The following is a 14,687-nucleotide window of genomic DNA, read 5'->3' as shown; positions in this document are numbered from 1 at the left end:
CGCTAACAAAAAGCCCCTTATGCACTACTGCATAAGGGGCTTTTTGGTGAATGGCTGAGCAGGTTAATCGCTGATGAGCTGAATAAACCGTCAGCCTTACGCTTAGTTCTAGACTAAACGATCCAGTACAGCTTGAGTAAAATCGGTCGTGCCGTGAGTACCGCCTAAATCGCGAGTCGTACGATCGCCTTCTTCTATCACTGCCGATACTGCACTGCGGATCATTTCAGCTTTATCAGACATGCCTAAGTATTCTAGCATTTGAATCGAGGCTAAAATAACGGATGTAGGATTGGCTAAGTTTTTGCCTGCAATATCAGGAGCACTGCCGTGTACCGCTTCAAAAATCGCAGCATCGCGACCAATATTTGCGCCCGGTGCCATGCCTAAACCGCCCACAAGACCTGCACATAGGTCTGACAAGATGTCACCAAATAGGTTTGTCGTCACGATAACATCAAAGTTTTCAGGATTCATAACCAGTTTCATGCAAGTAGCATCAACAATCATTTCTTCAGTGGTAATGTCTGGGTAACGTAAGCTCACTTCACGTGCCACTTTCAAGAATAAACCTGAGGTTGATTTCATGATGTTAGCTTTGTGAACGATAGTCACTTTTTTACGATTTTCTTTACGTGCAAGCTCGTAAGCAAAGGTGGTGATTTGTTCTGCGCCTTGACGGGTAATAATACTCGTCGCTTCTGCAGTTTGACCATCATCAGAGATTTTTTGTCCTAAACCTGAGTACATACCTTCAGTGTTTTCACGCACGGTAATAATATCAATGTTTTCATAACGCGCTTGAGTGCCTTTAAATGAAATCACTGGGCGCACGTTGGCATAAAGGGCAAACTTCTTACGTAAGCTCACATTAATAGAGGTAAAACCTTCTCCCACAGGAGTGGTTAATGGACCTTTAAGAGTAATCCGGTTTTTCTCGATAAGATCTAAAGTACGTTGTGGTACTAATTCACCGTGCTTTTCTAACGCCGTTAACCCTGCATCTGCAAATTCATATTCAAAGTTACATCCTGCTTTGTCGAGGATTTTTAATGCTGAATCGATAATGCTTGGGCCAATCCCATCACCTGGGATCACGGTTATTGTACGTTTTGACATGAATAGTCCTTCCACGGTTGTGGTTACTGCAATTGATAGACCGTATACATGACACGGCTAGGTGACGATAAAAAGCGTCGTTTTTCTGCGGCGTATTTTAACGACTTTTAATGTTTATTTACAGAAAATAGTGAGTATTATCACATTAATTCCGTTATTTTTAAGTCAATTCTAATTTGATTGTTTTACTATGAACCTTTATTACAAATTGTTTACGTGTAAAGCATCTCAAGGCTGAATGATGTTGGTCGGTTTATGTTTTATTGTCGTGCATTAGCTTATTCGGTGAGCTTTTTTTATATAGACGACCTTGGTCGAATGCAATGCGTTAAATCGATTACAGACTGCTTAAGTCAACTGTTGACTCGTTAAGATTAAAGATGATCTATTTACGAGCCCATTACGATAATCTGTTCCAGTTATGGACTATGGGAACTATTAGAGGAAAACTGTGAAATTATTTAATTTAATTCCATTGGCAGTCTGTCTGTCATTGAGCGCCCATGCGGCGCCCCAACGTGCATTGTCTCTCGATGACATTATGCATTTTGAAACCCTTCAGCAGCCGGTTATTTCTGATAATGGCGCAGTGATTGCTGTACAGGCTACTCCTGATAGAGGCGATAGTCGTGCATTAATTCGTTTTAGTGATAATCGTAAACAATATGAAATTGCCAATGGCACCAATGTCCAAGTCAGTGCTGATGGTAAATTTGTTGTAGCGACAATTGAAGCGAGCTTATTTGACCGAGAAACGAAAAAGAAAGACGACTTGCCTCATCAAGTGGTGTTACTGAACACCGAAAATGGCAAGCAGCAGCAATTTGATAAGGTCGACTCCGCAGTATTTAGCGATGACGGTCATTTTCTGGTGTTAAAGTTTGACGTGGCTAAAGCTGAATCAACAGAGACTAAAACAACATCTCCAGCAGCTCAGTCCGGTTCATCAGCGCTTGAAGCGAGTATTGTTGAACATAGCGCCAAGACTGATTCTGCTCAGCCTCAAACTGAAAAAGCCGATAAAGGCGCTGATATTCAGCTGATTAATTTAGCCACTGACCAACAAACATTATTATCGAATGTGACTCAATTTGCCTTTGATAAAGTTGCACAACATTTGGTTGCGGTAGTCAACCAAGATGATAGTCAACTACACCAAGTCGTGTTAGTCACGCTCGATAATCAACAACAGCGTCCGCTTTACAGCAGTAAAAATGAACATATTGAAGCATTAGCTATCAGCGACAATGGCCAATATGTTGCGGTAACTAAAGGCATGGCAAGTGCTTTACGTTATGGTCGAGAGCATAATTTGTTGTTACTCGATGTACAAAATAATCAACAACAGCAGTTTGCTCCGACCAAGAAGTGGACATATAACCAATATTCAAGCTTACAGTTTTCAAAAGATGGTCAGCGTTTATTTGTTGGCCGAGTGCCAACAGTAGGGCAGCAAGCTGAATTAGCTGATTATCAAAATCCAAATGATGTCTTTAATCCTGAGATTATTACCGCCAAAAAACAGCTACGTATTTGGCATGGTGATGATGCCAAAATTAAGCCTCAAGAAGTTAAAGAATATGAGCAAGAATTAAAACGCACTTATCTAGCGGTTTTACACCTGGACTCAAATAAGGTTGTCCAATTAGCAGACCAAGTTGTGCCTGATGTGACCTATGGCGAACAAGCACGTTTCTTGTTAGCCAGCTCAGATGTGCCATATCAGAAGATGGTGACTTGGGCAGGCTTTTATCGCGATGTCTATTTAGTGGACGTTAACAACGGTAACAAAACGCTAGTGTTAACTCAGCAACCCAGTGATGCGATGCCGACGTTATCACCCAATGCCAAGTTCTTAGCTTATTACCAACAAGGTAACGTATTTTTATTTGATGTTGCCTCTCAGCGTCGGGTTAATTTAAGCGCAACTATTGCGACTCCTTTTGCTGATGAAGACCATGATTATCCCAGCGCAGCTCCCGGTTACGGCTTTGGTCCTTGGTTGGCCGACGATAGTGCGATAACGGTATATGACAAATATGATGTCTGGCAGTTTAATACTGCATCAAAACAAGGCTTTATGTTGACCAATGGGGAAGGGCGTAAACAGAAAACTCAATTTAGGCTAGTCGGCCTAGTCAAAAAAGATGAATTATTACCTGCGGTCGTTAACAATGCTGAGACTGTGTTGTTGCAAGGCTATAATCATCTATCAAAAGCGGATGGTTTTTTTAGCGCTAAAATCGGCGTGGCTGGTGTGAGTCGTTTAACTGAAAGTAATAGCAAATTAACCTTACTGGCTAGAGCGAATAAAGCCGCTGCAGTGGTATTTACAAAGCAGCGCTATGACTTATATCCAGACTTGTATGTTGCCGATAATACCTCACCACAGAAAGCCGTTCAGTTAACCACGCTTGATAAACAACGAGAACCATTTAACTGGGGCAATGCAGAATTAGTCCATTGGCGAGATGGCGATGGTGTCAAAATGGACGGGGTATTAATTAAACCAGCAAATTATCAAGCAGGCAAACAGTATCCCACGCTGGTGTATTTTTACCGCTTTATGAGTGACAGGTTATATGCTTTTCCTGATATGAAGCTCAACCACCGACCAAATTTTGCATGGTATGCAGACAATGGTTACGCTATTTTCTTACCCGATATCCGTTTTGAAATTGGTTATCCAGGCATTTCGTCAGTAAAAGCATTGACTGCAGGAGTACAAAAGCTAATTGAAATGGGCGTGACTGATCCAGATGCCGTGGGTATTCAGGGGCATTCATGGGGTGGGTATCAAAGCGCTTTTGCGGTAACACAAACCAATATCTTTAAAGCGGTTGTTACTGGTGCACCAGTGTCGAATATGACCAGTGCTTATAGTGGTATTCGTCATGGGTCAGGCTTAGCAAGACAGTTTCAATACGAAACTGGCCAGAGCCGAATCGGAGAAAGTTTATTTGCTGCGCCGCAAAAATACATAGAAAACTCGCCTATTTTTTATGTAGACCGTATTCAAACTCCAATGATGATCATGTTTGGTGATAAAGATGATGCTGTGCCTTGGGAACAAGGCGTTGAGTTATATCTGGCTATGCGCCGCGCAGGGAAGGATGTGGTGTTTTTACAATATCAAGATGAGCCACACCATTTGAAAAAGTATCCTAATAAGCTTGATTACAGTATTAAGATGAAGCAGTACTTTGATCATTATTTGAAAGGCACACCTGCTCCAGATTGGCTGCGCCAAGGCGAATCTTATCAGGAGTACAAAAAAGCAGATTAATGTTATAAGCTATTGCGGATGAACAAAAAGGCCCTAACTGTTTCGGTTAGGGCCTTTTTGCTGAATTTATTGATTGTCGAAAGTATTATTGCGGGGCTTTACCTGCGATAGGCAGATCAAAATATTGTTGCTGAGTATCTTGTCCCCATGCCACTAAAAGATTATCTCTGAACAACAATGGCGTACATTCTTCTTTAGTGGTTTCGCCATCTGACTTTACATGATGGGTGCGGTAATACATCACTTGATATTGACCATCAACACCCGTTTTAGCTTCGACAAAATCTGCGCTGCCTAATAAGGTTCGGATCTCATCAAGACTTTGGCCAAAGTGAATGTCACTCATTTTTTGTAAATTAAATGCTTGGCGATCGTCCCAAGCTCGGTCTTCTGGTTGAGGTTCATAAACAAAAATGACGACAGCGACAAACAACAAATAGGCTGTGAAAATGCCACCTATGATATAGCTTACTTTTGAGTTCATAATGCGTTTAATCCGTTATGCTATGAAGATCGTTTTTATTATTGGATGATTTATTATTACACTAGTTTGATATTGGTTTAGTTCTAAATTGTTTCAAATTAATATTCAACGGGATATTGCATTGTAACTGCGCTAATTTGTAGCTAATGCGGGCGATTTCTTTTCCTTCCGCTAACTTAAGTGCTTGTTTAGCGCCAAGGTTGTCTAGCGAACGATATAAATTAGCTAAGGTTCTGAACTTGTTGAGCAAGTCGGCTGCTGATTTTGGACCTATCCCCATAATGCCGGGAATTTTATTACCACTGTCTCCGGCCAATGCAATAAAGTCGAGCATTTGATATTGCTCTATTCCGAGTTTTTTCCCGTATTCTGTAACATCAAAAAACTGTTGATTAAAGTGATCCCATAAGGTGAGATTTTTGCTGGGTAATTGACTAAAGCCTTTGTCGGTTGACACTATGATAACCTCACCACTGTTACTGATCATCTTCATCGCGAGAGTTGCGATGACATCGTCAGCTTCTGATGGCGCATCGAAAGAGTTAATGTCTTGCTCGGCTAAAGTCGCTTTGATATTTACCAGGCCATCACTTAATGCTGTTGGCATTGGTTTGCGACCTTTTTTATAATCGTTATACAGTGTTTTGCGCCAAGAGGGCTCATTGCCGTCCCAGACAACAATACAATGAGTGGGTTGATGCTGTAGCAACATTTTTTTAGATGCGGCCAGCACACGTTCTTGTACGCTGGCTATATCGTTTTCATCTGGCAACACCGCATGAATACGGCGCACCAGATTAAGTCCATCGATAATGAGTAATTTATTCATTGGTTTTTATTATGTTGTAGCAGGGCACGTAAGCACTTCCTGGCAGTTTCATTCGCTGTTGTTTAACAAAAGCGTTTAATAGCTTATCCATCATCAGCATGAGTTTAGGATCACCTTTAATCTTAAAGGGGCCGAACTGTTGGATCAACTTGATTGTGTCACCTTTTACGTTACCGGCAACAATTCCTGAAAATGCTTTACGCAAGTTGGCGGCAAGTTCTGCTTTGTTATCTTGAAAGTAGAGATTTAAATTTGCCATAACCTCATGGGTTGGTGCAAAGGGTAATTGAAATTCGGGTTCAATTTTTAATGACCATTGATATTGGTACGCATCACATTTTTGTTTGCGATAGGCTTTGACTTGCTCCATACCCTGTTTCATTACTTGAGCCACTTTGACGGGATCATCAATAATAATTTGATATTTGCTTTGTGCTTCAATGCCTAACGTGGCACCAATAAATTCATCAATAACAGTAAAGTAGTCAGCACTTTCAGCCGGTCCCGTTAGCACCAGTGGAAAACATGAATCGCTATTGTCTTTATTTAATAAGATACCCAGAAAATAGAGTAATTCTTCTGCCGTTCCGGCTCCGCCAGGAAAAATAACAATCCCATGGCCTAAACGAACAAAGGCTTCGAGGCGTTTTTCGATGTCGGGTAAAATGACCAATTCATTGACGATTTGATTGGGTGGTTCAGCGGCAATAATACTTGGCTCGGTTAAACCGATATAGCGGGCGTTGTGTACTCTTTGTTTGGCATGTGCAATAGCGGCACCTTTCATTGGGCCTTCCATTGCGCCTGGTCCGCAACCAGTACAAATATCTAATCGGCGTAGCCCCAGTTGGTAACCCACATCACGTGTATATTGATGCTCAACTGCGTTGATACTGTGTCCTCCCCAACAGACCACCACATTAGGATCTTTCATTGGTGAGATTGCCTGAGCATTGCGTAAAATATCAAACACCACATTAGTAATGTGAGTCGCATTGCTTAAATCTATGTGTTTTAAATTCTCGTATTTATTACTGATATAAATAATATCGCGCAGCACAGCAAATAAGTGCTCTTGAATACCAGTGATAATTTCACCGTCGACGAAGGCTTTCATCGGCGGATCAATGAGCTCAATCTGTATGCCTCTTTCGCGTTGTAATATATTGATGCTGAAGGATTCGTAACGATGAAATAGTGCTTCAGAGCTATCGCTGATCAGGCCTGAAGCTAATACTGCTAGTGAGCAGTTTCGGTATAATTGATAAAGGTCGCTTTTTGCACCTTGTTTTAGTCGCTCTACTTCTAATTGAGAAAGCTGATCTAGGCTACCATTTGGACTAATCTTTACTATCATAAGCAACTCCTTTGGACTCGAGTAATTGATGCCGAGTCCAAAGAGAACTGTCTTAGGATGGGCTAGATATCAATAACGACTCGGTCCCTGCCGTTGTTTTTTGCTTGGTATAATGCAGCATCTGCTCTTTCGAAAGCTTCTTCAAGCGTTTCGTTTTCCATGACTTGTGCTGCACCTATAGATAATGTAACTGTAATTCTCTGATTTTTAAACTTAAATGGAATATTTTTGATTTTATCTTTTACGCGATTCAATAATTGAGAGATATTTTCATCAGTAATATCAGGTAATAGTAATACAAATTCTTCGCCACCATAACGGGCAACAAACTCACTATCTCGTAATGAGTTTTTTAAGGCCATAGCAATAACTTGTAGGGTTTTATCTCCGGTGCTGTGACCAAAGGTGTCGTTAATCACTTTAAAATGGTCTATATCAGTAATGGCTATCCATAATGGCGTTTTAAAGCGGACATGGTTGCGATAGTCTTGCTCCATTCTATCTTCTAATGCTGTCCTGTTTGCCAGTTGAGTCAGCGGATCGAGTAGGTTGAGCTTTTGATGTTCAAACAGTTTTTCTTTGTAATTGTTGGCTTCTTGACTCATCGAGTTGAGTTCTTTACGCATAGATTCAATCGACTTACGTAACAGTGTTTGTTCACGCTGCTCTAGGGCTTCTTTACGAGTAAGAGCATCACGAAGAGAGGATAACTGTATCGTTAGTTGGGTCTTTAATTCGTTAAGACTATCAGCATCAGCGACTAACTCGTCAGCGTTGTTAACGCGTAAATTAATCTCTTTATTTAATTGACCTTTAAGCTGCTCACTACGTTGGTTATTGTTATAGCTGTTATTGACGACATCGCGGACTATGGACAAGGCATCGTTAAGTGCAAATAAAAAGTCTTGTGATGCGCTTTTTTCACGTGCAATATTTTCTAACAGTAAACTCAATATTGATTGGTAAGAGTCGAGCAAACTGCTCAAGCTAATATCACCAAGTAATATTTCTTTTATGACTAGAATTTGGTCGCGTTGATCTTTTCTAAACTCAATTTCGGCAATCTTAGCAGCAAGCTCTTTGGCAAGTTGAACGTGCTGAGGCAAAATCTGGTAATCGTCTGCATCGGCAAATTCGTTTTTTAAAATTTCTTCATAGAAAAATATCAGCTTTTCGACTTTTGGGATGTATTCCCATACTGTATGAAATGGCTTGCCGAGTTCTTGTTTAAAATAAGTCAGTTCTTTTTTGAGTTTTTCTGGCGCTGAATCAATGCGTTGGATCTGACGGATAACTCGATTAAGGCCGTTACGGCTGTCTTCTAAACGCGTCATTGTTTGGTTGTATTGAGATTTTAACAAGCGTTCAATGTCGACTAATTCTGGCAGTGCTTCATCAATTTGTTCAAAATTGTGCATATGATGGCGCAATTTTGCCAGTTTATTGTCGAGTTCAATACATTGTCCTTTGCAGGCAAGACTGAGATGGGAGATAAATTGAATCAGTGTTTTCAATTTACCATTGCGATCGACGTTTATCTCTTCGAGAGCAAGTTTGGCTGCGTGGAGCTTTTGCTTCATCAACGAAATTTGTGTTATCGCTGTATTTGACTCTTTCATGTTGCAGTGCCTACTCTCATTTTTCATCTAAAGGCATAGGTTGCCGTGATTGTTGCCATATTGAAGACATAATTTCGTTTTTTCACTAACTAATCTCTGATCAGTTAACACTATAGTAATATTATCTCAATAATGTTGTGCAGCAAATCCAATTACCGTACAAAACAGTATAAATAACTATAATTGCCAGTTTATTACGCGATTAATTATTTGGCCAATTTATACTTTGGGCATGACGATTACTTTCTGCACGAATGATGCCGCGGTTAAGTGCTTGAGTCAGATTTAAATAAAGTGGCCGCATAAAAATAGCTGCTGGTGCAAAATTAAGTGGCCTCAATGAGACATAAGCTGGTTGCTCGGCAATATCCATTGCCGCGGCAAGCGCATATTGTAATGTCTCAAATTGTAATTCTGCACTAATACTGACATCAGGGTTGGCGAGCAAGGGTAAACTAATGTGGCCAATGCTGGCATAGTGTTCGGCCGATTTTTGCGCAAAATTTGGAATCGTAAACTGCGTTGTTTTTAATTGCTTAAGACTCTCAATGACGGCATTTAATATAACATCAGCATCATACTGTTGATTAAAATAGCATCCAATCAGTCCTGAGCGTATGGTAAATACTTGAGTATCTAAGTGCTTACTGAATTGAATATTAAATTGTTGCATCAATGCCGTTGATTCTGTGAGTCCAAGTTGAATATCAATATTATTTAATTCGTTGATATTTACCAAAGCTAATGTTTTAGGTTCGGTATTTTTCAGCGTGCTGATCAGTTGAATAAATGCTCGGTAACCTTGTGCTTGTGTTATGGGATCGATTGTATTTAAACGTTGTGCGTTAAGGTACTGAGTATTTCGCTGTTGAAATTTTCTGTAGATAAAAATCAATAAGATAATCGCAATACTAAAAATAAGTACTAATACTAAAATGATAAATTGGTTGTATTTATTTTTAGTCGTTTGCAGTTCCAGTTTATTGCGCATTAAACCCAGTTCAAATTTTAATTTCTGTTCTGTTAGCTCTGAAAAGTCACTAGGTTGTTCGGTTTTACTCTGTGAATTATTGACTAATTCGACTATCTCATCGACAGTTTTAAGCGCTGCATTAATGTTGTTAGTTTTGCGATATGCGGTAGATAAATACCCTAAAGCCTCGGTTTGCACCTCGGTTAAATGTTTCTTTTTAGCCAGCTTAATCGCTTTATTTGCATGCTCAATCGCGTTTGTCCACATGCCTTCGCTGGTTGTTATTTGAGCAAATAGGAGTTCGTTATGGACTAAGTAATGTTCTACTTTTCGAGCTCTAAATATTTCATTTGCTCGTTGCATTACATCCAATGACGCCTGAATATTATGCAATTTAAAATAAGCCTCACCTAAATTATGATATGTGAGCCCAATTGCAATTTGGTTCCCCATCCGCTCATTTACTTGCTGGACATTTAAATAATAATCGATGGCTTTATTCCATTCCCCTTTGCCTGCGAAAATCATCGCCATAACAGTTAATGATTCTGACAAGTAGACATCTTGGCCGATTACTTGAAATATTTCCGCCGCATTGTGGGCATATTTGAGTGCATCATCCCATTGTTCTAAATCACGGTAGGTCCGCGCGAGATTGAGCTGTGTTTGGGCTTTAATGCCAGGGTAATCTAAGATGTTGGCTAAACGAAATGCTTCACTGTAATGCTGCAGTGACTTTGCTTGATCGCCATTCAGATTGTAATAACGGCCTAATTGCGATTCGGCATCGGCGATAAAATAATTATTGTGTAACTGATAAGCCATTTCACGATAACGATTTAAATGAGATAAGGCTGGAGTAGGTTGAAGTAACAATGAATGTAACATGTTCAATTGTTCATGCAGTGTTAACTTGAACAGGGTGCTTTCTAAGCTGATATCGGCGTTAACCATATTCAACGCATCATTGAATTCAACGATCACTTGATTATATTCTTGGTTTTTACGTCCCTTAATCCGTGCTTTAAGCATAATCACCATGGCTTTTTCAAGCGTTGTTGATGCAATGCTGTCTAACTGCGATATGAGTAATTCTGCATCTTGGTACTTAGTTGGCGATGTGAGTTTTGCTTGTAAATTAAGGCGAGCTAATAGCTCTAAATCACGATGGAGTTCATTTGGTTGAAAACCTAAATTTTCAGCGACTTGGTCGAATTCTGCTTTGTTTGAAAAGTGCAAAGGAAACTCGGTCGTTCTCAATAACTTGGTATAAATTTTTTGAGGATTTTCTTTGAACAATATTTCTTGCTGTTCAATATCTCTTGCGCACACTGCTGAACTTAATAGTATTGAACATAATATGATCAGAGGAAAACATCGCAGCATAGTAAAAGATACCTTTTTAGGATTAAAAAATGTGGACGTCATTATCAGCTGGTATCGATGAATAAATTAACATTGGTTTGTCATTGATACTAAGTATTCTCACTCAGTTACAAATTGCCACTGTGTTAATGAGTCTAGATCGTTATAATTGTTCGGAATTTAAAATAAAAACAATAGAATCATACCAGAAGGAACCTAGAGTGAAACCTACTTCTCTTGCAATTTTAGCTAGCAGTGCCATTTTTTTGATGACTGGGGCCATGCCAGCCCTTGCTGATGTTGATTACCATATTGATATTAACCAACCCGCACACCATTTAGCTCAGGTGAGAGTGTCATTTCCTCAAACGGATTCGCAGGTGCTAACGGTTAATTTACCAGTATGGCGAACCGGCCGTTATCAAGTATTGCCTATTGCTGATGGGGTTAGATTGTTTAATGCGACCGACAGCAAGGGTCAGTCGCTACCTTGGAAACGCACTGCCAGTGGTGAATGGCAAATAACCTTAACTCAACCTACATCGGTTAAGGTGACATATCAGTTGCATGCTAATGAGCTTGGTGACCGATTACGTCACATTGATAGTAGCCATGCTTTCTTAGATGCCAGTGGTGTGTTTATGTATAGCCCTGCGTTTCGCCAGCAACCTATTACGGTCAATATGCAAGTGCCAAAAGGCTGGAAAAGTTATTCTGGAATGGAGAGCGACGGCAAGTCACATTCATTTAAAGCAGCTAATTATGACGTCTTAGTTGACTCACCGATTGAGACGGGAATAAGCCAGCACTTTAGTTTCGATGCCGATAATCGCCAATATGAGGTGGTTTTTTGGGGGGAGGGAAACTACGACACTACGCAAATTATTGCTGATTTAGGTAAAATAAGCGCTCAAGCGTCAGCTATTTGGAATGGTTACCCGTTTAAACGTTATGTGTATATGGTGCATGCTACTAGCGGTGCTCGCGGAGCCACAGAGCACCTGAACTCAACCGTTATTCAATTACCGCGATTTAACTTTCGTGAGCGAGAAGATTATTTACGCTTTATTAGTACCGCATCGCATGAGTTCATCCATACTTGGAATGTAAAATCGTATCGTCCTCAAGGATTGGTGCCTTACGATTATCAGTCTGAGAATATGACTGATTTATTGTGGGTCGCAGAAGGTTCAACCAGCTATTTTCAAAATCAGTTGTTGTTACGTGCTGGGGTTATGACGGCAAAAGAATTCTTTGATGATTTAAGCTTACGGATAGTACTTAATCAGCATAATCCTGGGCGTGAAACTCAATCGGTTGCAGAAGCCAGTTTAGGTCAATGGAGTAGCACTTGGGGCGATTATGCGGTTAACCACAGTGTGAATATTTATTCTGAGGGATATTTAGCTTCACTGGCATTAGATTTCAGTGTGTTAACTGACAGTAAGCTAGCGCATTCTTATCGTGATGTGCACAAGGAGTTATATGAAAACTTTAAAATTCCAATGGGCTACACTGTGGCAGATGTGCAAAACATATTAACTACTCTCACCGGCAAAGATTATCAACCTTGGTGGCAGAAATTTGTGAATCAGCCAGTTAGTTTAGAGTTTAATGATCTATTAGCTCAAGCCGGTTTGGTAACCACTTATGGTGATAAACCCAAAATACAAGTTGATACAGGCATGGGCTTATCCGGCTTATATGCTGATTTAGTATTAGTAACTGTGGCTAAAAATAGCCCAGCTTGGAAAGCCGGTTTAACGGCTGGTGATGAGTTAGTGGCGGTCAATGGTTTGAAAGTCACCGCAGACGGTTTTGCTAAACGCTTTAACGATTTTAGCCCTGGTGACACTGTTAAGGTGACGGTATTTAGTAATGATCAACTAAAAGATGTGAACATAGTGTTGGCAGAACAACCGAAAGATAAGTTAGCGATTACTGCGGTTGATAATGTGACTGCTGAGCAAAAAGCTTTCTTTAAAGCATGGTTAGGTATTGATTGGCCTTTTGATACCGAAGGTAAATGGATTAACGCCGACGGCGAATAAGCTCTTACGTATGACTGAGTTATTTTGTTGTAGATAAAAAAATGCCCTGAAATTCAGGGCATTTTTTATCGTGTTAACTTATGCCTGCGGGGCGGTTTCAATAAAAAATGGCTCTTTTTCAACTGCCGCTAAAAACAGTTTTAGCTTAGGGTAGTTAGCGATATGTATACGTTGGCGGAATATCGCCCAACTGAGGTAACAGGCTAGTCTTAGCTGCACATCATTAAAAGGGCCATGCAAAGGCAATTCAAATGTTTCAAGCTGCACTAATGTCGACTCAATTCGCTGCGCCTGTCTGATGGTGTAATCAAAGCGCTCAATATCGACCCCATCACGAGACAAGAAGAATAAATTGATTGTGCTGTCCAATGCTGTATTGATCATACAATATTGATCAAGCTCGACAGTGCTTTCAAGGAATGGCTTGTCCGACTTGCTGCGGATATATCGCAATATGGCACTAGAATCGGTTAGCGTTAACTCACCATCTTGTAAAAAAGGCACCCGTTTAGTCGGCGATAACGCCGCGCTGGTGGCGTGATCGGTTTCAATAAATTGGTAATCGAGCGTTGACTCAAGTAGCGCAATTCTACAATGGCGAACAAAAGGTGACGTATAACTTCCGTATAGTTTCATATTGTGTCCTTAGTTGGATTACACGCTTTGCTCTAGTGGACCAAAAGCTTGATTAACCGCATTAATAAACGCGACTAATTCACTGCCCATTAAGGCAAAATCTGCATCTAAACGGGCTAATGGGTCTTCTGTACCGACTTCATCATTACCTGCTCTAAATTCTTCAGAAAACTTAAGACGTTTAATCGTGGCATCAGATTGCATTAAAAAGGCAATCGACTGGCCAAAATGTAAGGCCAGTTTGTGTACTTGCTTGCCTGTTGCAATATGAGCGAGCACTTCATCTTCTTGGAGCACTTGTTGCTTAAAGCGTACGATACCGCCTTCATCAGAGTCAGACTTAAGTTCGGCTTCATCTTGCATCTCAAATGGTGCAGGAGCTTCACCCGCTTGTAACCACTGGGTTAACGTCGACTCGATTGGAGTTGCATAACTTAACGGGATCACAGGTAAGCTGCCTAAGGCTTTACGCAGTAATGCTAATAACTCTTCCGCTTTAGTCGCACTAGAGCTATCGACTAAAATCATTTCCAGTTCAGGCATGATAAGTGCGTGTGTCTGGCTACGACGAGAAAATGCCCGAGGCAACAACGTCGTGGTGATTTCATCTTTAATGGTGTCTTTTTCTTTTTTAGTGACTTTACGGTTCTCTTGATCTTCAATCTCCGCCACTTTTTCATCTAAGGCTTCTTTAATCACTTGGCCTGGGAGAATTTTTTCTTCTTTAGTGACACAAATTAAATGACGGTTTTCAGCACTGTGCACTAATGCTTGGCCTTTTTTACCTAAAGCATTTGAAAAACCAAACTTGCTGATGTCTTGGCTCGAACAAGGAGAAAAAGTGAAGTCAGCTAAGGCATTCTCTAATGTTTCGGTATCTGTCGTAAACGGTTTGTTGAAACGGTACAAGGTGAGATTTTTAAACCACATAGAAGGCTCTCATTAATTAACAGGAAAATTCAGTGACA

10 protein-coding genes are annotated in these 14,687 nt (G+C 40.4%); 2 read left to right on the top strand and 8 right to left on the bottom strand.

The window, feature by feature from the left end; translation table 11 throughout:
- Window positions 1–108: 108 nt before the first annotated feature.
- Window positions 109–1,119: an isocitrate dehydrogenase gene (locus H5123_RS12155; RefSeq protein WP_124017961.1), complete on the bottom strand. Its 1,011-nt coding sequence runs from the start codon at window positions 1,117–1,119 to the stop codon at window positions 109–111.
- A 451-nt stretch (window positions 1,120–1,570) separates the two neighbouring features.
- Between H5123_RS12155 and H5123_RS12150 the strand changes: the two genes are divergently transcribed.
- Window positions 1,571–4,405 carry a prolyl oligopeptidase family serine peptidase gene (locus H5123_RS12150; RefSeq protein WP_182698117.1) on the top strand — a complete coding sequence of 945 codons (2,835 nt, stop codon included), beginning with the start codon at window positions 1,571–1,573 and terminating at the stop codon, window positions 4,403–4,405.
- An 85-nt stretch (window positions 4,406–4,490) separates the two neighbouring features.
- On the opposite strand, the gene H5123_RS12145 is transcribed toward H5123_RS12150, so the two are convergent.
- From H5123_RS12145 to H5123_RS12125, 5 genes are all read right to left on the bottom strand, one after another.
- On the bottom strand, window positions 4,491–4,889 hold the full coding sequence (locus tag H5123_RS12145; protein WP_124017963.1) for a DUF3192 domain-containing protein: 399 nt from the start codon (window positions 4,887–4,889) through the stop codon (window positions 4,491–4,493).
- Window positions 4,890–4,950: 61 nt separating this feature from the next.
- The gene (xni, locus tag H5123_RS12140) at window positions 4,951–5,718 is read right to left on the bottom strand and encodes a flap endonuclease Xni (RefSeq protein ID WP_124017964.1); all 768 of its coding nucleotides are present in this window, start codon (window positions 5,716–5,718) and stop codon (window positions 4,951–4,953) included.
- On the bottom strand, window positions 5,711–7,075 hold the full coding sequence (ppnN, locus tag H5123_RS12135) for a nucleotide 5'-monophosphate nucleosidase PpnN (RefSeq protein ID WP_124017965.1): 1,365 nt from the start codon (window positions 7,073–7,075) through the stop codon (window positions 5,711–5,713). Before ppnN ends, xni begins: the two co-directional genes overlap by 8 nt.
- Before the next feature lie 62 nt (window positions 7,076–7,137).
- Window positions 7,138–8,694 carry a GGDEF domain-containing protein gene (locus H5123_RS12130; RefSeq protein WP_182698116.1) on the bottom strand — a complete coding sequence of 519 codons (1,557 nt, stop codon included), beginning with the start codon at window positions 8,692–8,694 and terminating at the stop codon, window positions 7,138–7,140.
- Window positions 8,695–8,896: 202 nt separating this feature from the next.
- A complete protein-coding gene (locus H5123_RS12125; protein WP_182698115.1) occupies window positions 8,897–10,999 on the bottom strand; it encodes a lipopolysaccharide assembly protein LapB in 2,103 nt (700 codons plus the stop codon).
- A 254-nt stretch (window positions 11,000–11,253) separates the two neighbouring features.
- Here H5123_RS12125 and H5123_RS12120 point away from each other — a divergent pair, with 254 nt between their 5' ends.
- A complete protein-coding gene (locus H5123_RS12120) occupies window positions 11,254–13,083 on the top strand; it encodes a M61 family metallopeptidase (RefSeq protein ID WP_182698114.1) in 1,830 nt (609 codons plus the stop codon).
- Window positions 13,084–13,161: 78 nt separating this feature from the next.
- Here H5123_RS12120 and H5123_RS12115 read toward each other — a convergent pair whose 3' ends face one another.
- Window positions 13,162–13,719 carry a glutathione S-transferase family protein gene (locus H5123_RS12115; RefSeq protein WP_182698113.1) on the bottom strand — a complete coding sequence of 186 codons (558 nt, stop codon included), beginning with the start codon at window positions 13,717–13,719 and terminating at the stop codon, window positions 13,162–13,164.
- Window positions 13,720–13,737: 18 nt separating this feature from the next.
- Window positions 13,738–14,649, bottom strand: coding sequence for a recombination-associated protein RdgC (gene rdgC / locus H5123_RS12110; RefSeq protein ID WP_182698112.1), 912 nt, complete (start codon window positions 14,647–14,649; stop codon window positions 13,738–13,740).
- Between the last annotated feature and the right edge of the window lie 38 nt (window positions 14,650–14,687).

This window comes from Shewanella sp. SR43-4, from assembly GCF_014163845.1.
In the GTDB taxonomy this organism is placed as follows: domain Bacteria; phylum Pseudomonadota; class Gammaproteobacteria; order Enterobacterales; family Shewanellaceae; genus Shewanella; species Shewanella vesiculosa.
The sequence above is the reverse complement of the archived record's forward strand: the minus strand, read 5'-3'. Positions and strand labels throughout refer to the sequence as shown.

What these genes read in the sequence shown, in the direction of transcription:
- H5123_RS12155 (WP_124017961.1), bottom strand. Translation starts at nt 1,119, where the DNA reads ATGTCAAAACGTACAATAACCGTGATCCCAGGTGATGGGATTGGCCCA.
- H5123_RS12145 (WP_124017963.1), bottom strand. Translation starts at nt 4,889, where the DNA reads ATGAACTCAAAAGTAAGCTATATCATAGGTGGCATTTTCACAGCCTAT.
- xni (WP_124017964.1), bottom strand. Translation starts at nt 5,718, where the DNA reads ATGAATAAATTACTCATTATCGATGGACTTAATCTGGTGCGCCGTATT.
- ppnN (WP_124017965.1), bottom strand. Translation starts at nt 7,075, where the DNA reads ATGATAGTAAAGATTAGTCCAAATGGTAGCCTAGATCAGCTTTCTCAA.
- H5123_RS12130 (WP_182698116.1), bottom strand. Translation starts at nt 8,694, where the DNA reads ATGAAAGAGTCAAATACAGCGATAACACAAATTTCGTTGATGAAGCAA.
- H5123_RS12115 (WP_182698113.1), bottom strand. Translation starts at nt 13,719, where the DNA reads ATGAAACTATACGGAAGTTATACGTCACCTTTTGTTCGCCATTGTAGA.
- rdgC (WP_182698112.1), bottom strand. Translation starts at nt 14,649, where the DNA reads ATGTGGTTTAAAAATCTCACCTTGTACCGTTTCAACAAACCGTTTACG.